Source organism: Paraburkholderia sp., from assembly GCF_050742655.1.
Taxonomy (GTDB): domain Bacteria; phylum Pseudomonadota; class Gammaproteobacteria; order Burkholderiales; family Burkholderiaceae; genus Paraburkholderia.
This window is the reverse complement of the sequence record NZ_JBOIGG010000001.1, coordinates 473,150-491,720: the sequence shown is the minus strand read 5'-3', so window position 1 is coordinate 491,720 and position 18,571 is coordinate 473,150. Positions and strand designations below refer to the sequence as shown.

The following is an 18,571-nucleotide window of genomic DNA, read 5'->3' as shown; positions in this document are numbered from 1 at the left end:
GCCACACCAAATAACACAGCGAATGGCAAAGTCAAAAGATAAGTATCTCTGGCAAGTTGGGAAGCCGCCGCCGATTCTCGACCAGCACAGTGCCGTAAAGCACTCGATTGTCGAAAGCTACGTTCAGAGATACATCGAAACGGTGATGTCTCAGGCCATTATTCCGAAGCTGACTTTGTCATTGGTCGATGGTTTTGCGGGTGGAGGGGAGTACATCAGCGAAGCTGGCATATCGGTCGATGGAACGCCACCTTTGATGATGCGCGCGACGCACGCGGCTCGCGCCAGCATAAATGTTGGTCGCAAAGTTACGGAACGCGAGGTCGACGCCGAGTTCTTCTTCATCGAGAAACGGCGAGAGTCAGCAAGGTATCTGCGCGAACACATTGATAAGCGGCGCGCGGAAGGGACTATCGCTGACATGGATTATCTGCGAACGACCATCCGGAATGCGAGTTTCGTAGACGAATTGCCTGGAATCGTCGCGCGAATCAAACAGCGTCGCGGTGGCTTTCGCTCCATCTTTCTGCTCGACCAGTACAGCTACAACGCCATACCGATGAGCACGCTTCGATGGTTGATGTCGGAGCTACCAGGTGCCGAGGTCATCATGACCTTCAACGTCGATTCCCTGCTTACGTACATCAGTGACAGAGAAACGAATCGGAAGGCGGTCCGCGGCGTTGACCTCGAAGGCTACATCCCATGGGAGCACCTCGGACAAATCAAGGCGGAGCATGGCCGGGCATCGCTGCAAAGATACGTCGCGCACGGCATTAAGGAGGAAACGGGCGCGCCGTTTATGACGTTGTTCTTTGTTCGCCCTAACGCAGCGAACCCTTGGAGCTACTGGCTCGTGCATTTGTCGCAGCGCTACAAGGCACACGACGTCATGAAGTCACTGCATTGGGACCATTCAAGCGAGTTCGGACATGAGCTTGAACCAGGGCTCTTCATCCTTGGCTATGACCCGAAACGCGATGAGGAATACAACGGCCAGTCGTCACTTCTGTTCGATAGAAGTGGGGAGCAACGCTGTATTGAAACGCTGACCGACGACCTCGGTCGCGTATTAGCCAGTCAGCAGCAACCTGTCTCGGTCGCGCAACTGTTCACGGGAAATATCTCGAACACAATCGCGGACGAAGCTCGTCTCCAGAAGGTGCTCCGTAGCCTGCACGCCGCAGGGACCATCGCAGTATCGAACAAAGAAGACCGAGCGCGGCGACCGTCGAAGCTGTATCGCCCGACCGACATCATCGAATACTCCCGGCAACTGCGGTTCACCTGAGCCGGCGTGGTCAGGTTAGCAGAGCTCGTTCGGGCATATCGTCCCAGGTGCGTCCTTCAAGAAGCCGGCCGTTGGCTGTCTTGGAGCGGCGCACGCCGTCGCTCCCCCACGTGCCCCATTGCTTGAAGAAGAACTTCACGCCTTGCTCTTCGCACTGGACCTTGACGTTCTGCACCCAGTCTTCGAGCATCGGGCGTGCCTTCGGGCCGGACTCCCCGCCGACGATTACCCAATCGATGTTTTCGAGATTCAGGGCGCCCAAGTCCTCGAGCAGCGGCTCGACCGACAAGAAGCGAACACCGCCTTCCACGCGACGCAGCTCGTCCATTCTTGGTAGGCCGTGCCGGCGGTCCTCGACGGTCACGCCAAGCCACGCATTCGCTGGTATCTCTCGGCGGCTGCAATAGGACGCCAAGCGCTCTGCTCGCTTCGTGAGTATCTGGAAGGTGTGCTGAGGGCATGCTCGAATCGAATCGAACACCTGCGTGATGTAGGCGTCCGACACGGAGCGGTGGAACAGGTCCGACATCGAGTTGACGAAGTAGACCGTCGGGATTTTCCGCTTCAGCGGCTCGTCCAAGCGGTTGGGCAAAACGGTCAGCTTGAAGCCATTTTCATAGCCTGGAGTCCCCATGGCGTGCAGACGCTTCGCCATGCCTTCGGCGTAGCAGTTTTTGCAGCCCTTGGAGATTTTCGTGCAACCCACAGTCGGGTTCCACGTGCGCTCCGTCCACTCAATTTTGCTTTGCCCACCGCTCATTATTCGACCTCTCAATTAGGTTGCGATTTTATCGGGCTTCCTGCGGCTGCTACGAAATAGCCATACTTTCGTCATGTGGTCGCGTTTGTCCGGATGCTTCCATGCGACAAGCGAGAGAAAAGTGGACCGAGCATCCGCGTAAGACGCCTCAGCAGTATAGAGACCGAGACTGTATATTTATACAGTATATGAGTAAATATGATTGAGTGAGGGCAGGAAATAGGCCCGGCCTATGCGCCGGCCGGTGCGTTCGGAGAAAGTGCTCCCGGCCAATACCAGCAAGGCTTATAAAACAGGACAAGGAACGCATTCATTTCCAGCGAACATCTCGGTCATGGTGCGCTGCGACGGCACGCAAAGCAAAAAATCTGAGGGCAATCGCAAAAAAGGGGCGCTGAAAAATGCTCCAGCACCCCTTTGACATTAATTCTGGTTACGCCCTGTCAGGTAAGGCTCAGCGGCAGGTAACAACCCCCGTAACCAAAACTGAATCAAGGCTTCGTAACTGAAATTAATGCAACTCAGCACTCTCTCGACTATCAAGACGGTTGCTCACTCCACCGTCACCGACTTCGCCAGATTCCGCGGCTTATCCACATCCGTCCCCCGCGCACAAGCCGTGTGATAAGCCAGCAACTGCAATGGCACGACGTGCAGGATCGGCGACAACATCCCGTAGTGCTCTGGCATCCGGATCACATGCAGCCCTTCGTCGTTGACGATGCGCGTGTCCGCATCCGCGAACACGTACAGCTCGCCACCGCGCGCGCGCACTTCCTGGATGTTCGACTTCAGCTTCTCAAGCAGCGCATCGTTCGGCGCCACCGTGACGACCGGCATCGCCTCGGTGACGAGCGCGAGCGGTCCATGCTTCAGCTCGCCAGCCGGGTACGCTTCGGCGTGGATGTACGAGATTTCCTTGAGCTTCAACGCGCCTTCGAGCGCGATCGGATAGTGCAGCCCGCGCCCGAGGAACAGCGCGTGCTCCTTGCGCGAAAACTCCTCCGACCACGCGATGATCTGCGGCTCCAGCGCCAGCACGCTGTTGAGCGCCGCCGGCAGGTGGCGCAGCTGGCGGAGGTAGTCCGCTTCCTGCGCCGCGCTCACGTGACCGCGCAGCTTGCCCAGCGTCACCGCGAGGACGAACAGGCCGACCAGCTGCGTCGTGAACGCCTTCGTCGATGCGACGCCGATCTCGCGCCCCGCATGTGTCAGAAACGCCAGTTCGGTGAGCCGCACCATCGCGCTCGCGCCGACGTTGCACACCGACAGCGTATGCCGATGCCCAAGCGCCTGCGCGTGCTTGAGCGCGGCGAGCGTGTCGGCGGTTTCGCCCGATTGAGAGATCACGACCACCAGCGCCTTCGGGTTCGGCACCGATTCACGGTACCGGTATTCGCTCGCGATCTCGACCTGGGTCGGAATCTTCGCAATCGATTCGAGCCAGTACTTCGCGGTCAGCGCCGAGTAATAGCTCGTGCCGCACGCGAGAATCAGCAGGCTGTCGCTTTCGACGAACGCCCGTTCGGCGCCTTCGCCGAACAGCGAAGGGTCGAATGTATCGGTTTGCGGAATCGTGTCGGTGATCGCGCGCGGCTGCTCGAAGATTTCCTTCTGCATGAAGTGCCGGTACGGTCCGAGTTCGACCGCGCCGCCATAAGCGGCCACCTGGCGCACTTCGCGTTGCACGTCGTCGCCGTCGCGATCGGCAATGCGCACGCGATCGATCGTCAGTTCGCAGACATCGCCTTCCTCGAGGAAGATGAAGCGTTCGGTGCTGCCGGCCAGCGCGAGCGCATCCGACGCAAGGAAGTTCTCGCCGTCGCCGAGCCCGACGACGAGCGGTGAGCCCTGCCGCGCGCCGACCACGGTGTGCGGCTGGTCCTTGTGCAGTACGGCGATCGCATACGCGCCATGCAACTGGTGCACGGCCTCCTTCACCGCCGCGAACAGGTCGCCTTGATACACGCTGTGGATCAGGTGCGCGATCACTTCGGTATCGGTCTGCGACGTGAACACGTAGCCCTTCGCACGCAGCATGTCGCGCAGCGTCTCGTAGTTCTCGATGATGCCGTTGTGCACGAGCGCGAGCGCGTCGCGCGAGAAGATCGGGTGCGCGTTGTCGGTGACGGGCGCGCCGTGCGTCGCCCAGCGCGTGTGCGCGATGCCGGTCACGCCTTCGAGATGCGAGTCCTTCACCTGCTCGTCGAGATCCGCGACGCGCGCGACGCTGCGCGCGCGGCGCGGTTCGCCGTTCGCGAGCACCGCGACGCCGCACGAATCGTAGCCGCGATATTCGAGACGACGTAGTCCTTCGACGAGAACGGGAACGATGTTACGTTGCGCTGCCGCGCCGACGATTCCGCACATGATCTATCTGTCCTTGAGGATGGAGGCCGGACACGCGCGGTGCCGGCGAGCCGGTTCAGCGTTTCTTTTTGGTCGGTCGCACGTAGCCCGTGCGGCTGGTCTGTGTCTTGTCGTTCAGCACGAGCCGGTCGGGCTCGACGTCCTTCCAGACGGTCGTGCCCGCCGCGATCGTCACGCCACGGCCCACGCGCACTGGCGCGACGAGCTGCGTGTCGGAACCGACGAACACGTCGTCTTCGATGATCGTGCGGTGCTTGTTCGCGCCGTCGTAGTTGCACGTGATCGTGCCCGCGCCGATGTTGACCCGCGCGCCGATGTCGGCGTCGCCGATATACGTCAAATGGTTCGCCTTCGAGCCATGACCGATCACTGCGTTCTTCACTTCGACGAAATTGCCGACGTGCGCCTCGTCCTTCAGCAACGCGCCAGGCCGCAACCGCGTGTACGGTCCGAGCACCGCGTGAGCGCCGACTTCGGCGCCTTCGATATGCGTGAACGCGTCGACCCGCGTACCCGCGCCGATCGTCGCGTTGCGGATCACGCAGTTCGGTCCGATCGTCACGTCGTCGCCGAGTACGACGCGACCTTCGAATACGCAGTTCACGTCGATCGAGACGTCGAGGCCGCATTCGAGCGTGCCGCGCACGTCGATACGCGCCGGATCGGTGAGCGTTACGCCAGCCGCGAGCAGCGCGTCGGCCGCGTTGCGCTGGTACACACGTTCGAGTTGGGCAAGCTGCTGCTTGCTGTTCACGCCGAGCGTTTCCCACTCGTCGTCGGGCTGCGTCGTGACGATGTCGATGCCTGCTTCGATCGCGAGCTCGACCACATCCGTCAGATAGAACTCGCCCTGCGAGTTGTCGTTCTTCAGCGAACCGAGCCAACCCTGCAGTTGCGCAGTCGGCCCCGCGATAATGCCGGTGTTGATCTCGGCGATGGCCCGCTGCTCCGGCGTCGCGTCCTTCTGCTCGACGATGCGCACGACCTTGGCCTTCGCGTCGCGCACGATGCGTCCGTAACCGGATGGGTCGTCGAGCGTGACTGTCAGCACGCCGTAGCCACTGAGACCGACCGCATCGGTGAAGCGCTTCAGCGTCGACGCGCGCGTGAGCGGCACGTCGCCGTACAGCACGAGCGTCGGCACCGCGGGATCGAGCAGCGACAGCGCCTGCTGCACGGCGTGGCCCGTGCCGAGCTGCTGCTCCTGAACGGCGAATTGCACGTCCGGTGCCGCGACCGCGGCGCGCACCGCCTCGGCACCATGCCCGACCACGACGACGAGCCGGGTCGGATCGAGCGTACGGGCAGTATCGATGACGTGTGCGAGAAGCGGCCGGCCGGCCAGAGGATGCAGCACCTTGGGCAGCGATGAACGCATGCGCTTGCCGGTGCCCGCCGCCAAAATCACGATGTTCATGGCGTAAGCGAAAGGACGATTGGGTAGCGGCCGATTCTAGCACGCAGCCTGTTTGCGCTGCGGCGCCCGCCGGGCCGCCGCGCGACGGCTGGAGGCGTATATGAGGCCGGTATCGAGGCCCCTACAGGTCGTCGAACTGAACGATCGAAATCGGCTTCGAGCCGGCGGCGAAACCGTCCGGCGCCGCATCGGTCGAGCACGGTTCCTCGTCGAACGCGATGTCGCCTTGCGGATCGACCTCGCCGGTCGCACGCAGGCCGGCGAACGGGAACAGCCCGGTGTCCATCAGATGCGACGGCACGACGTTCGACAGCGCGTTGAACATGTTCTCGACGCGCCCCGGAAAACGCTTGTCCCAGTCGCGGATCAGCGCCTTCATTTCCGCGCGCTTCAGGTTTGGCTGGCTGCCGCACAGATTGCACGGGATGATCGGGAATTCGCGCAGCGCGGCGTACTTCTCGAGATCGGTTTCCTTCACGTACGCGAGCGGCCGGATCACGATGTTGCGGCCGTCGTCCGACTGCAGCTTCGGCGGCATGCCCTTCAGCTTGCCGCCGTAGAACAGGTTCAGCAGCAGCGTCTGCAGGATGTCGTCGCGATGATGGCCGAGCGCGATCTTCGTCGCGCCGAGTTCGCCGGCGACGCGATACAGGATGCCGCGGCGCAGTCGCGAGCACAGCGAGCAGGTCGTCTTGCCCTCGGGCACGAGGCGCTTGACGATGCTGTACGTGTCCTGGTTCTCGATATGGAACGGAATGCCGAGCGCCCTCAGGTATTCGGGCAGTACGTGCTCAGGGAAGCCGGGCTGCTTCTGGTCGAGATTCACCGCGACGATGTCGAAATGGATCGGCGCGCGTTCGCGCAGGCGCAGCAGCACGTCGAGCATCGCGTAGCTGTCCTTGCCGCCCGACAGGCACACCATCACCTTGTCGCCTTCCTCGATCATGTTGTAGTCGCCGACCGCCTGGCCGACGAGCCGCGCCAGCCGCTTGAACAGCTTGTTGTTCTCGTACGCTTCCTTCTGCTCGCGGCGCGTGAGCGCGGGGCGCGTCTCGGTGTCGGCTTCGACGGTAGCAGTGGCGGTGAATTCAGGCGCGTTCATCGCTCAATTCTCCTTGATGCGGAAGACCTCGACGCCGACCGCGTCGCAGTCCGGATAGACGTCCGGCTTTTCCGTCGACAGTCGCACCGCGCGCACGTTCGGATGCGCGAGCAGCGCAGTCGCGAGGTCGTCGCACAGCGTTTCCTGCAGATGGATGTGCCCCTGCTGGACACGATGCGCGATCGTCGAGCGCATGAAGTCGTAGTCGACGACTTCGCGCAGCTTGTCTTCGACAGGCGTCGACAGCGCGAGCGGCACGAACAGCTCGACGTTGATCACCACGCGCTGTTCGCCGCGCTTTTCGAAATCGTGCACACCGATGTTGATGTGCACCTCGTAATTGCGCAGGAAGAGCCGGCGGCAATCGGCGAGTAGGGGATGCGAAAGAGCGGCAAACATGTTCGTTCCAGTCGTAAAAGGCGTGCGGACACGCAGGTGGGCCGACCGCCCGGGATTGCGCGTGTCAGGCGCCCGTCAAAAACATCACGTCGCGCGGCAGTGGCAGCAGATGTTGCCCGCCGTCGACGACCAGCGTCGTACCCGTCACCCCCGAGGCGTCCGCGAGATACAGTGCGGCCGCGACGATGTCCTCGGGCCGCGACCCGCGGCCAAGCGGTGTCGTTCGGTGCGCCGAGGCGAAGCCCTCCGGCGTCTGCCCCGCCGACTGCAGCGTGAGCCCCGGCGCGAGCCCGACCACCCGCACCTTCGGCGCCAGCGCCTGCGCAAGCGCCACGGTCGCGGCCTGCAGCGCGGCTTTAGTGAGCGTGTAGGACAGGTAATCCGGATTCATGTTGTACAGCTTCTGGTCGAGCATGTTGATGACCGCGGTGCGCTGCGTCTCGTCGCTGCGCGCGGCATCGGGCGTCGCGTCGAACAGCATCCGCGCGAGCACCAGCGGCGCGCCGACGTTGATCGCGGTGAGCTTCAGCAGCCGCTCGTAGCCGACGTCCCGCGCGGTGTCCTCGTCGAACAGCGACGCGTTGTTGACGATGCACGCGGGCAACCCGAGCGCCGCCGTGCAGGCCGGCAACAGCCCGGCAACGTCGGCCTCGACCGCGAAATCCGCCTGCAACGCAACCGCGCGGCGGCCCAGCGCGACGATGTCGGCGACGGTACGCCCGGCGCCCTCATGCGACGCGCCGAAATGCACCGCCACGTCCCAGCCCCGAGCGGCGAAGCCCAGCGCGAGCGCACGACCGATCCGGCGGGCGCCGCCGGTGATCAGCACGACGCGGGCCGCGCCCGTGGGCGCGCCGGCGGCGGAAAGGTCGGAAGAAGCGGTCATTTACAATGCGGGGATGAATCCGAAAGCTCACGAACCCGACAGTTTACCTGCTCCCGACCCCACCGCGCTCGCGCAGTCGTATGCGTTGTCCGCGCAGATTCGCGCGGACCTGGCCGCGGCCGGCGGCTGGCTGCCGTTCGACCGCTACATGGAACGCGCGCTTTACACGCCCGGGCTCGGCTATTACAGCGGCGGCTCGGTCAAGTTCGGCCGGCGCGCCGACGACGGCAGCGACTTCGTCACCGCACCGGAACTGTCGCCGCTGTTCGCCGCGACGCTCGCACGTCCGGTCGCGCAGGCGCTCGCCGACAGCGGCACGCGCGACGTGATCGAATTCGGCGCGGGAACCGGCAAGCTGGCCGCCGGGCTGCTGCGCGCGCTCGATGCCGCGCAGGTGCCGTTCGACAGTTATTCGATCGTCGATCTGTCCGGCGAACTGCGCGCGCGCCAGCGCGACACGCTCGAAGCCGAAGTGCCCGCCCTCGCGGCGCGCGTGCGCTGGCTCGACGCACTGCCCGACACGTTCGAAGGCGTCGTGATCGGCAACGAGGTGCTCGACGCGATGCCGGTCCGGCTGTTCGCGCGGACGGGCGGCGTGTGGCACCAGCGCGGCGTCGCGCTGAAAGACGATGCGTTCGTGTTCGAAGACCGTCCGCTCGACGAAGCCAACGCCCCCGCTTCCGCAGAGGACCTCGCGCTGCTGCAGGAGATCGACGAGACCGACGCCGGCACTAACGACAGCGACTACGTGACCGAAACACACGGCGCAGCACGCGCATTCACACGCACGGTCTGCACGATGCTCGCGAGCGGCGCGGCGTTCTTCATCGACTACGGCTTTCCGCGCAGCGAGTACTACCACCCACAGCGCGCGCAGGGCACGCTGATGTGCCATTACCGGCATCGCGCGCACGGCGATCCGTTCGTCTATCCGGGCCTGCAGGACATCACCGCGCACGTCGAATTCACTGGCATCGCGGAAGCCGGTGTCGAAACCGGCGCCGATCTGCTCGGCTATACGTCGCAGGCGCGCTTTCTGTTGAACGCGGGGATGACCGACGCGCTGTCGGCGATCGATCCGTCCGATGCCGCGCGGTTCCTGCCAGCCGCCAATGCGGTGCAGAAACTGCTGTCCGAAGCAGAGATGGGCGAGCTGTTCAAGGTGATCGCATTTTCGCGCGGCATCGACGGCGCGCTCGACGCCTTTGCGCGCGGCGACCGCTCGCATACGCTGTGACGCGACTGCTCCCTATGCGCGAGTGCCGACCATGATCCGCTGGCTGCTGACCACTTTCATCGCCGTCGCGATCCTGTCCGGCTCGTGGCCGTGGCTACGCAAGATCGGCATCGGCCGGATGCCCGGCGACGTGACGCTGCGGCTGTTCGGTCGCGAGTATCCGTTTCCGTTCATGTCGACGCTCGTGCTGACGATGGCGCTGTCGCTGATCGCGCGGTTGTTCTAAAAGAACACGACGCTGATCGCAGTGCCATCACTTCGAGCGCACCACCCGTGCGACGCACCGCCTTCATGATCGCGACGCACGACGCTCACGGCAACGCCGCCTCAACCGCGCTCACCCTCGCGCGATGCACCGCTTCCTTGATCTGTGCCGGCTTGTCGGCGAACGCCTGCGCGACCGCGCCCGCATCGACCGCGCGCGCCGCGACCAGCGCAACGCGCAGCCGCTCGGCCTGCGGATACTCGCGCGCCTCGAACCCAAGCCGCCCGCGCGCGTCCGCCTCGCAGGCCTGCAGTGCCTCCGCGAAACGCGCCGGCTTGCGCAGCGCGTCGCAGCGCTCGAAGAGCCGCACCAGCGCGGCGGCGCCCATCTCCAGCACGCGATGAATGTTGCCGTGCTCGCGCGCGACCAGCACCGCGAGATCGCGACACTCGTTCGGCACGCGCAGCCGGTCGCACAGCGGTTTCAATAGATCGACGCTGCGGCCTTCGTGGCCGAGATGGCGCGGCAGCACGTCGGCGGGCGTGGTCGCCTTGCCGAGATCGTGGGTCAGCGCCGCGAAGCGCACGGCGAGCGCGTAGCCCTGCGCGGCCGCGTGATCGACGACCATCATCACGTGCACGCCCGTATCGACCTCGGGGTGATAGTCGGCACGCTGCGGTACGCCGAACAGGCTGTCGATTTCCGGCAGGATGCGCGCGAGCGCGCCGCATTCGCGCAGCACCTCGAACATCCGCGACGGCGTCTTTTCCATCAGCCCGCGCGACACTTCCTGCCACACGCGCTCCGGCACCAGCGCGTCAACTTCGCCGGCCGCGACCATGCCGCGCATCAACGCCATCGTTTCCGGCGCGACGGTGAAACCGGCGAAGCGCGCGGCAAACCGCGCGACCCGCAGAATCCGCACCGGGTCTTCGAGAAATGCATCGCTGACGTGGCGGAACACGCGCGCGCGCAGATCCGCTTCGCCGCCGAACGGGTCGATCACCGGGCCGGTGAGTTCACCGTCGGGCCGCACCTCGCGCGCCATCGCGTTGATCGTCAGATCGCGGCGCGCGAGATCCTGTTCGAGCGTCACGTCGGGTGCGTAGAAGAACTGGAAGCCGTGATAGCCCGCCGCCGTCTTGCGCTCGGTGCGTGCGAGCGCGTACTCCTCGTGCGTGTCCGGATGCAGGAACACCGGGAAGTCCTTGCCGACTGGCTTGTACTTCTGCGCGATCATCTGTTCGGGCGTCGCGCCGACGACCACGTAGTCGCGATCCTGCACCGGCACGCCGAGCAGCGCGTCGCGGATCGCTCCACCGACCGCGTAGATGTTCATTCGCAGACGTCGTAGCAGGCGATGCAGTGGGTCTCGCGCCGCGCGGCGTCGATCCATGCACGCACAGCCGGCAGTTCGGTCACGCGACGCGCGTACGCGCTCGCCGCATCCGAGAGCGCCGGCTGCCACGTGTTAAAGCGCATCACGACCGGCGCGTACATCGCGTCCGCAATGCAGAATTCGCCGAACAGGAACGGGCCGCCGTAGATGTCAAGGCAGTCGCGCCACAGATCATCGACCCGCGCAATGTCGGCAAGCGCGCCAGGCGTCGCACCCTTGCCCGGAAATGACGCGCGGATGTTCATCCACATGTTGCCTCGCAGCTCGGCGAACCCCGAATGCATCTCGGCGCTGACACTGCGCGCATGACCGCGCGCCGCCTGCGCGCGCGGCCACAACGCGTGCTGCGGAAAGCGCTCCGCGAGCGTCTCGGCGATCGCGAGCGAGTCCCACACCTCGTAGCCTTCGTCGGTAACGAGGCACGGCACCTTGCCCGAAGGCGAATGTTCGAGGATCGCTTCCTTCGCGCCGGGATCGTACAACTCGATGAGCGTCTCGTCGAACGGGATCTCGAAGTGCTTCAGCAGCACCCACGGGCGCATCGACCACGACGAGTAGTTCTTGTCACCGATAATCAGTTTCATGCCGTGTATGAAGTAAAAGAGAGAAGGAATCAGCGCCCCGCGTTCGCGCGAAATGCATTGAAGCGCGAGCGCATCGACGCGCCGGTCAAATAGACGGGAGCGATCGTCTCGATGCTGGCCGGGTCGACATCCAGTTCGGGCGCGAGCGGTCCGGTCAGCACGTTGTCGACGCTCATCGAATCTAGATTGTCGCGCGAGATGACCGGATCGCCGGGCGCCATCTCGAACGTCAGCGCCTGCAGCCGCGCGAGCGCGTCGGGCAGCCGGACGATGCGCGCATGCCGGCCGATCACGTCGCCGCAATACCGGACCAGCTGCTCGAGCGTATAGACGGTCGGACCGCCAAGTTCGTAGGTGCGACCGCTTGCGGCATCGAGATCGAGCACGTTGACGATCGCCTTCGCGACATCGCCGACGAACACCGGCTGGAACTTCGCATCGGGCTTCGCGAGCGGAATCACCGGAAACACCCGCTGTAGAAACGCGAACTGATTGAGCAGCGCATCCTCCGGACCAAACACGACGGACGGCCGGAACACTGTCGTCGCGAGCGACGACGCGTGCACCGCCTTCTCGCCATCGCCCTTCGAACGCAGGTACATGCTCGGGCCGTCGGACGCCGCACCGAGCGCGCTGACGTGGATCAGCCGGTGCACGCCCTTGCCTTCGCAGGCGGCGGCGATTTTCGTCGGTAGCTCGACGTGCGTACGCGCGAACTCGGGACCATACGGATCACCGCGCTTGCCATACAGCGTGCCGACCAGGTTGATCACCGCGTCGGCGTTCTCGACGAAGCTCGCGAGCTGCACCGGGTCGTAGACGTCGGTTTCGATCACGTCGATGGGCAGCAGCGTGAGATGGCGCGCGTGGTTGCGCCGTCGCGTCGCGATGCGCACGTCCTTGCCGATCTCGACGAGCGCATTGACGAGATTGCTGCCGATGAACCCGGAACCCCCGATGACCGCAACGGCTTGATGTCGCATTTCGGACTCCCTGCTGGAAGCCGCGGCGGCCGGTGCAGCGCGGCGGTTGCAGCCCGGCGCTTACGGTGCGATGTAGCCGAGACGCGCCTTCAGCGATTGCGGACGGCCTTCGAACAGTGCCGCGTAGTAGACGGTATTGGACAGGACGTTCTTCACGTAATCGCGGGTTTCCTGGAACGGAATCGCTTCAGCAAAGATCGCGCCTTCCACCGGACGCTGCAACGACTGCCGCCAGTTGCGCGGCCGGCCAGGACCGGCGTTGTAGCCGGCTGTGGCCAGCACGTCGGACCCGTCGAATTGATTGTAGATCATCGACAGGTAGTTGGTGCCAAGCAGGATGTTGGTGTTGATGTCGTTCATCTGCGCGCGCGAAACCGGCCCGAGACCGATCTTCTTCGCGACCAGTTGCGCGGTGGCCGGCATCAGCTGCATCAGGCCGCTCGCGCCCACTTCGGAGCGCGCGTTCATGATGAAGCGCGACTCCTGGCGGATCAGCCCATACGCCCATTCGACGTCGAGCCCGGTCGACTGCGCATCGCGCTCGACGATGTCGCGGAACGGCGACAGATAGCGCAGCGAGAAGTCGTGTTCGGTCTTCGTGCGGTCAGCCGTGTTGACCGTGCGGTCGTACAGCTCGATCCGGCGTGCGTATTCCGCGACCGCGAGCAGTTGCCGGTCGGTCATGCTGCGCAGCGGCCAGTTCCATTCGCGGTTGCCTTCGAGCCGCAGATTCAGCTGATAAAAGCGCTGCGCGAGATCGAAGCCCGGCGTGTTCGCGGCCTGCTGCACTTCGGCGTCGGTGACGGTGGTTTTTGGCGGGACGGTGATCTTCTGGCCGAGTTCTTCCAGCGCGAGTTGCCCGTAGAAGTTGAATCCCTGCGAGATCTGCTCGAATTCCTGGTTCGCCTGCACCGTTTCGCCGGCCTGCTTCAGCGCCCGCGCGTGCCAGTAGACCCACGTGGGCTGGTTGCGCAGCGGCGTGGGCATCTGCTCGATCGACCAGCGCACCATCGTCCAGTCGCCGGCGAGCAGCGCGGTCCGCGTACGCCATTCGTAAGCGGGATTCGACAGCGGCGCGTTCGCCGACAGCCGGTACCAGTCGACCGCGCCAGGCATCTGCTTCGCCGCGGCCTGATAACCGATCGTGCCCCAGCCAATAGCGCGTTCGGGCGTGGTCAGCGACGGTGCCACCGATGCGAACGTCGCGGCGGCCGTGGCCGGGTCGTTGCGCGCCATCCGCGTGATCGCGAGCAACGCAAGCTGATGCGACTGCGGATCGGGGCCGACGCCGCGCGCGAGCAGCAGCGGCGGCATGCTTGTCGCCTGGCTGAAAAGCGTCGGGTCCGGCCGCTGGTTGCCGAGCGCATCGAGCAGCTTGCTGCCGGTGTCCGTCTGGTTCTGTTCGTACGCGGCGCGGATCAGTTGCCAGACGTCGTCGGTGTTGAACTGCTGCTTCAGCGCGAGCGCCGTGATCAGATCGACGCAGCCGTCGCCGTAGTTGCGCGGCTCGACGAGCACCGCACGCGCGGCATCGGCGACGTTTTCGCCGCGTGCCGCGCGCGACTCGAGCGCGTAGCACTTCACCTGCGTATCGTCGTTCAGCACGAAGCGCGCGTACTGCTGGTCGAAGTTGCGCCAGTCGTGCCGCGCGCCGAGCACGACGAGGTAGTCGTTGCGCATCCGGTCGGCGATCGCCTGGCCGTCGTACTTCTGCAGGAACGACAGCACCGGCGCATCGGGCGCATCGACGCGCGGATGGCCCTGGTTGTCGAACAGCTGCGGCTTGAGCTGGAAATATTCGAGATAGGACGGCGCCGGGTAGTCCGGGATCATCGCCGCGAGTTGTGCGGCGCGCGCTGGATCGTTATTGCGTGCGGCTTCGCGAAGCTGCACGAAAATCTGGTCGTCGTTCGTCAGCTGCGAAAGCGGAACCGGCTTCACCGCGGATGCGGTACTGCATGCGACGAGCGCCGCGACGGCGAGCGCCGCGCCGACCGTGCGATATACTCGATGGAAGCTTTTTGACATCGTTGTTTCTGGAGCGCGAAGTGGAGCCAAGCATAGCACGCAACCCCATCGCAAAATCGAAAAGCGAGCTGCGTCGCGCGCTGCTGGAAACCCGTCTCGAAGCGGCTCGCGAGCCCCTTTTGAACGATGCGCTGAGCCGTCGAATCCTCGACGTGCTGAATGATCGCGCGCCGGTCTGCGTCGGGTTTTACTGGCCGCTAACAGGCGAGTTCGACGCGCGCGGCGCGATCGCGGTGTGGCTCGCCGCCGACCCGTCGCGCACCGCGAGTCTGCCGGTCATCGTGCAGCGCGGCGCACCGCTCGAATTCCACGCATGGACCCCCGACATGCCGATGCGCGACGGCCAGCATCGTATCCCCGAGCCGACTTCGGATCGTGTCGTGATTCCGGATCTGCTGTTCGTGCCGTGCGTGGGCTTCGATGCGCACGGCTACCGGCTCGGCTATGGCGGTGGCTACTACGACCGCACGCTCGCCGCGTGGCCCGGCGCTCAAAGGCCGGTCACTGTCGGTATCGCGTACGAGGCGTGTCGCACCGATGCGCTGCCGCGCGAAGCACACGATATTCCGCTCGACGCGATCGTCACCGATTCGGCGATTTATCCTTAAACCGTAAGCGCAGGCGGCCTCGAAAACTCACAGCGACGCCGCCGCACGCGCAGCCGTGTCGTACAACCCGGACGCGTTGCGCATCAGCTGCGCGGCTTCGCCGATCTGCTCATTGGTCAGCCCGCTTTCCTTCAGCGTCGCGATCAGACAGCTCTCGCGCACCTCGCGATAACGTGCACACAGATCGCGTCCCGCCTGGGTCGCCGAGAAAAACACTTCCTTGCCGCTCTTTTCGCTTTTTACATACCCTCTAGCTACGAGCTTCTTCAGCGCGTAGGTGGCGACGTGGGTGTCCTCGATGTTCAACACGAAGCAGATATCGGCAAGCTTCTTGCGGCGCTCGCGATGGCTCACGTGGTGCAGCAGCGAGACCTCGATCGCGGTCATGTCCTTCTCTCCCGCCGCCGACATGCAGCGCACCATCCATCGGTTGAATGCGTTGCCCGCCATGATGAGGCCGTATTCGAACTCGGAAAGCTCGGCGCTCGTTTCGGAAACGAGGTGTTCCGAAGAAACGATTTTGGTCGGATGACGCGACATGGCGGACGTTCTCGATGCGCAAGAAAGGGAGTGTCCGGAGTGTACGACGGCGCCGGTCCACGTGGGCCTGGCAAAAACGCTTATTGATAAATTGTTGATAAATTATTGAAAATGTATCCTATGCAACCGGAATACCTGCCGCGACTCGCCTCCCGTCCGCGCCCGGCTTTCCGACCCAACCCGGAACGTTCATGAGTTCACCCCGTATCTTTCCGCTCGGCGATACCGCACTTGTCTGCGAGGCGCCCCCGCCCGCGACGCTCGACTGCCAGCGTCGCGTGTGGGCCGCCGCGCAGGCCGCGCGAGCCTGGCCGCACGTCGTCGAGGTGGTGCCGGGCATGAACAATCTGACGATCGTCTTCGACCCGCTCGAAGCCGACGCCGATGCGTTCACCCAGCGCCTGCAGGCCGCGTGGGACGCAGCCGGCGACACGCCTGCCGCCACACGCGAGGTCGAGATTCCGGTGCAGTACGGTGGCTCGTTCGGTCCCGACCTGGAGGTTGTCGCGAGTCACACGGGCCTTACCGCCGAAGAGGTCGTGCGCCGCCACGCCGGCGGCGACTACGTCGTGTTCTTCCTCGGCTTCCAGCCGGGCTTCGCGTACATGGGCGGCCTCGAGGATGCGCTGCACACGCCCCGCCGGGCCGAGCCGCGGCTCGAAGTACCGGCTGGCTCCATCGGCATCGGCGGTGCGCAGACGGGTCTTTATCCGGCGGTGTCGCCGGGCGGCTGGCAGTTGATCGGGCGCACCGACCTGCCGCTCTTCGACCCGTCCCGCACGCCGCCTACGCTGCTCCAGCCCGGCGACCGCGTCCGCTTTTCGATCGCGGGGATCCACGCATGATCGACGTGATCCGCGCGGGCGTCCTCACCACGGTCCAGGACCTCGGTCGCGAGGGCTACCGCCATCTCGGCATCGCGATGGGCGGCGCGCTCGACCGCCTCGCACTCGAGGTCGGCAATCGACTCGTCGGCAACCGGCCCGACGCGGCCGGCCTCGAAATCACCTTCGGTCCGGTGGTGCTGCGCTTCGCACGCGCGACGCGCCTCGCGATCACCGGCACCGAGTTCGGCGCGACGCTCGACGGCGAGCCGGTCCATTCATGGTGGAGCCTGCCGGTCCGCGCCGGCCAGCAACTGACCTTGCACGCGGCGAAGCGCGGCATGCGCGGCTACGTGTGCATCGCGGGCGGCATCGACGTGCTGCCGATGCTCGGCTCGCGCAGCACGGATCTCGCCGCACACTTCGGTGGCCTCGGCGGCCGCGCGCTGCGCGATGGCGACCGCTTGCCGGTTGGCCCCGTCGCGGCGCGCAACGGTCTCGGCCCAGACGCGCGCGAATTCGGCGTCAAGGCGCCGGCCTGGTGCAAGTTCGTGCTCCTGCACGAACCGCCGCCGCTGCGGCGCGGCCGGCATCCGGCCGGCCTCGCGTGGTCGGTGCCGATCCGCGTACTGCCCGGCCCGGAGTACGACAGCTTCACGCACGACGCGCAGCAGACGTTCTGGTCCGACGAATGGGTCGTCACGCCGAACAGCAACCGGATGGGCTACCGGCTGTCCGGCACGGAACTCGCACGCACCCGCAAGACCGACCTGCTGTCGCACGCGGTAATGCCCGGCACGATCCAGGTGCCGCCGAACGGCCAGCCGATCGTGCTGATGATCGACGCGCACACCACCGGCGGTTATCCGAAGATCGGTGCGGTGATCCGCGCAGACCTGTGGAAGCTCGCGCAGGTACGGTTGAACGGCGGCGTGCGCTTCGTCGCGACGACGCTCGCCGAAGCACACCGCGCGCTGCGCGACGAACGCACGTATCTGCGGCAGATCGATGCAGCGATCGCGATGCACGAAGAACGCGGCGCGCGCCTGCCGGCGCCCGCAGCACTGCAAGACACGTAGAGGAACATCATGGAAATCGATCTCAACGCCGATCTCGGCGAAGGCTGCGGCTCCGACGAAGCGCTGCTCGATCTCGTCAGCTCGGCCAACATCGCGTGCGGCTGGCACGCGGGCGGCGCCAACGCGATGCGCGACTGCGTCAAATGGGCCGTCGAGAAAGGCGTATCGATCGGCGCGCATCCGAGCTTCAACGACCCTGAGAATTTCGGCCGCAAGGAAATGGATCTGCCCGCAAGCGAGATCTACGCGGGCGTGCTGTATCAGCTGGGCGCACTGTCCGCGATCGCGCAGGCCGAAGGTGGCCGCATCGCGCACGTGAAGCCGCATGGCGCGCTGTACAACCAGGCCGCGCGCGATCCGAAGATCGCCGACGCGATCGTCTCCGCAGTGCACGACTTCGATCCGTCGGTCGCGGTGTTCGCGCTCGCGAACAGCGGGCTCGTCGCGGCCGCGCGCGGCGCGGGCCTCACCGCGATCGAGGAAGTATTCGCCGATCGCGGCTATCGCGCCGACGGTTCGCTCGTGCCGCGCAAAGAGCCCGGCGCGCTGCTCGACGACGAAGACGCGGTGCTGGCACGCACGCTCGCGATGATCCGCGAGCATCGCGTGCAGGCCGTGGACGGCCATTGGGTCGAGTTGAACGCGCAGACCATCTGCCTGCATGGCGACGGGCCGCATGCGCTTGCGTTCGCGCGGCGCATCCGCGCGGCGCTCGACGAAGCGGGTATCGGCGTGCATCCGGCGTCCGTACCGGATTGATTGGGCGCAACAGAAGCAGCATCACCCGAGGACCCGGCTCGCGCCGGGCACGCAGTCGCAGTATCGCAGTCACGAGAGAAGCAGTCAGGAAGCAGTCGAT

Annotated in this window: 18 protein-coding genes; 7 read left to right on the top strand and 11 right to left on the bottom strand. The window is 65.0% G+C overall.

The window, feature by feature from the left end:
* Nucleotides 1–22 precede the first annotated feature (22 nt).
* Nucleotides 23–1,291 (top strand): three-Cys-motif partner protein TcmP, encoded by a 1,269-nt coding sequence (locus ACREXZ_RS02190; RefSeq protein ID WP_431762367.1) that lies wholly within the window; start codon nucleotides 23–25, stop codon nucleotides 1,289–1,291.
* Nucleotides 1,292–1,301: 10 nt separating this feature from the next.
* Here the strand turns inward: ACREXZ_RS02190 and ACREXZ_RS02185 are convergent, their stop codons facing one another.
* From ACREXZ_RS02185 to ACREXZ_RS02160, 6 genes are all read right to left on the bottom strand, one after another.
* Nucleotides 1,302–2,051 (bottom strand): DUF5131 family protein, encoded by a 750-nt coding sequence (locus ACREXZ_RS02185; protein WP_431762366.1) that lies wholly within the window; start codon nucleotides 2,049–2,051, stop codon nucleotides 1,302–1,304.
* Between the two features lie 552 nt (nucleotides 2,052–2,603).
* Nucleotides 2,604–4,421, bottom strand: coding sequence for a glutamine--fructose-6-phosphate transaminase (isomerizing) (glmS, locus tag ACREXZ_RS02180; RefSeq protein WP_431762365.1), 1,818 nt, complete (start codon nucleotides 4,419–4,421; stop codon nucleotides 2,604–2,606).
* A gap of 55 nt (nucleotides 4,422–4,476) precedes the next feature.
* Nucleotides 4,477–5,838 (bottom strand): bifunctional UDP-N-acetylglucosamine diphosphorylase/glucosamine-1-phosphate N-acetyltransferase GlmU, encoded by a 1,362-nt coding sequence (gene glmU / locus ACREXZ_RS02175; RefSeq protein WP_431762364.1) that lies wholly within the window; start codon nucleotides 5,836–5,838, stop codon nucleotides 4,477–4,479.
* A 121-nt stretch (nucleotides 5,839–5,959) separates the two neighbouring features.
* Complete coding sequence (gene ttcA / locus ACREXZ_RS02170) at nucleotides 5,960–6,940, bottom strand: tRNA 2-thiocytidine(32) synthetase TtcA (protein WP_431762363.1); 981 nt, start codon at nucleotides 6,938–6,940, stop codon at nucleotides 5,960–5,962.
* A 3-nt stretch (nucleotides 6,941–6,943) separates the two neighbouring features.
* The gene (locus tag ACREXZ_RS02165) at nucleotides 6,944–7,339 is read right to left on the bottom strand and encodes a dihydroneopterin aldolase (RefSeq protein WP_431762362.1); all 396 of its coding nucleotides are present in this window, start codon (nucleotides 7,337–7,339) and stop codon (nucleotides 6,944–6,946) included.
* Nucleotides 7,340–7,403: 64 nt separating this feature from the next.
* Nucleotides 7,404–8,225 (bottom strand): SDR family oxidoreductase, encoded by an 822-nt coding sequence (locus ACREXZ_RS02160; RefSeq protein WP_431762361.1) that lies wholly within the window; start codon nucleotides 8,223–8,225, stop codon nucleotides 7,404–7,406.
* 13 nt (nucleotides 8,226–8,238) lie between these two features.
* On the opposite strand from ACREXZ_RS02160, the gene ACREXZ_RS02155 reads away from it, so the two are divergent.
* Both ACREXZ_RS02155 and ACREXZ_RS02150 read left to right on the top strand, forming a co-directional pair.
* On the top strand, nucleotides 8,239–9,462 hold the full coding sequence (locus ACREXZ_RS02155) for a class I SAM-dependent methyltransferase (RefSeq protein ID WP_431762360.1): 1,224 nt from the start codon (nucleotides 8,239–8,241) through the stop codon (nucleotides 9,460–9,462).
* Between the two features lie 31 nt (nucleotides 9,463–9,493).
* A complete protein-coding gene (locus ACREXZ_RS02150; RefSeq protein WP_431762359.1) occupies nucleotides 9,494–9,688 on the top strand; it encodes a DUF2905 domain-containing protein in 195 nt (64 codons plus the stop codon).
* A gap of 85 nt (nucleotides 9,689–9,773) precedes the next feature.
* Here the strand turns inward: ACREXZ_RS02150 and ACREXZ_RS02145 are convergent, their stop codons facing one another.
* The 4 genes from ACREXZ_RS02145 to ACREXZ_RS02130 are packed head-to-tail and all read right to left on the bottom strand — an operon-like array spanning nucleotide 9,774 to nucleotide 14,661.
* Nucleotides 9,774–11,006 (bottom strand): multifunctional CCA addition/repair protein, encoded by a 1,233-nt coding sequence (locus ACREXZ_RS02145; RefSeq protein WP_431762358.1) that lies wholly within the window; start codon nucleotides 11,004–11,006, stop codon nucleotides 9,774–9,776.
* The gene (locus ACREXZ_RS02140) at nucleotides 11,003–11,650 is read right to left on the bottom strand and encodes a glutathione S-transferase family protein (RefSeq protein WP_431762357.1); all 648 of its coding nucleotides are present in this window, start codon (nucleotides 11,648–11,650) and stop codon (nucleotides 11,003–11,005) included. The genes ACREXZ_RS02145 and ACREXZ_RS02140 overlap by 4 nt, the downstream gene beginning before the upstream one ends.
* Nucleotides 11,651–11,679: 29 nt before the next feature.
* Complete coding sequence (locus ACREXZ_RS02135) at nucleotides 11,680–12,633, bottom strand: complex I NDUFA9 subunit family protein (protein ID WP_431762356.1); 954 nt, start codon at nucleotides 12,631–12,633, stop codon at nucleotides 11,680–11,682.
* 60 nt (nucleotides 12,634–12,693) lie between these two features.
* The gene (locus tag ACREXZ_RS02130) at nucleotides 12,694–14,661 is read right to left on the bottom strand and encodes a transglycosylase SLT domain-containing protein (protein ID WP_431762355.1); all 1,968 of its coding nucleotides are present in this window, start codon (nucleotides 14,659–14,661) and stop codon (nucleotides 12,694–12,696) included.
* A gap of 20 nt (nucleotides 14,662–14,681) precedes the next feature.
* Between ACREXZ_RS02130 and ACREXZ_RS02125 the strand changes: the two genes are divergently transcribed.
* Entirely contained in the window at nucleotides 14,682–15,269 is a 588-nt protein-coding gene (locus tag ACREXZ_RS02125; protein ID WP_431762474.1) for a 5-formyltetrahydrofolate cyclo-ligase, read from the top strand.
* 27 nt (nucleotides 15,270–15,296) lie between these two features.
* On the opposite strand, the gene ACREXZ_RS02120 is transcribed toward ACREXZ_RS02125, so the two are convergent.
* Nucleotides 15,297–15,809, bottom strand: coding sequence for a winged helix DNA-binding protein (locus ACREXZ_RS02120; protein ID WP_431762354.1), 513 nt, complete (start codon nucleotides 15,807–15,809; stop codon nucleotides 15,297–15,299).
* 191 nt (nucleotides 15,810–16,000) lie between these two features.
* Here ACREXZ_RS02120 and pxpB point away from each other — a divergent pair, with 191 nt between their 5' ends.
* From pxpB to pxpA, 3 genes are read left to right on the top strand one after another with little or no spacing between them, the layout of a single operon-like run.
* Nucleotides 16,001–16,654 carry a 5-oxoprolinase subunit PxpB gene (pxpB, locus tag ACREXZ_RS02115; RefSeq protein ID WP_431762353.1) on the top strand — a complete coding sequence of 218 codons (654 nt, stop codon included), beginning with the start codon at nucleotides 16,001–16,003 and terminating at the stop codon, nucleotides 16,652–16,654.
* Complete coding sequence (locus ACREXZ_RS02110) at nucleotides 16,651–17,712, top strand: biotin-dependent carboxyltransferase family protein (protein ID WP_431762352.1); 1,062 nt, start codon at nucleotides 16,651–16,653, stop codon at nucleotides 17,710–17,712. Before pxpB ends, ACREXZ_RS02110 begins: the two co-directional genes overlap by 4 nt.
* Nucleotides 17,713–17,721: 9 nt before the next feature.
* Complete coding sequence (gene pxpA, locus ACREXZ_RS02105) at nucleotides 17,722–18,471, top strand: 5-oxoprolinase subunit PxpA (protein WP_431762351.1); 750 nt, start codon at nucleotides 17,722–17,724, stop codon at nucleotides 18,469–18,471.
* Nucleotides 18,472–18,571 lie beyond the last annotated feature (100 nt).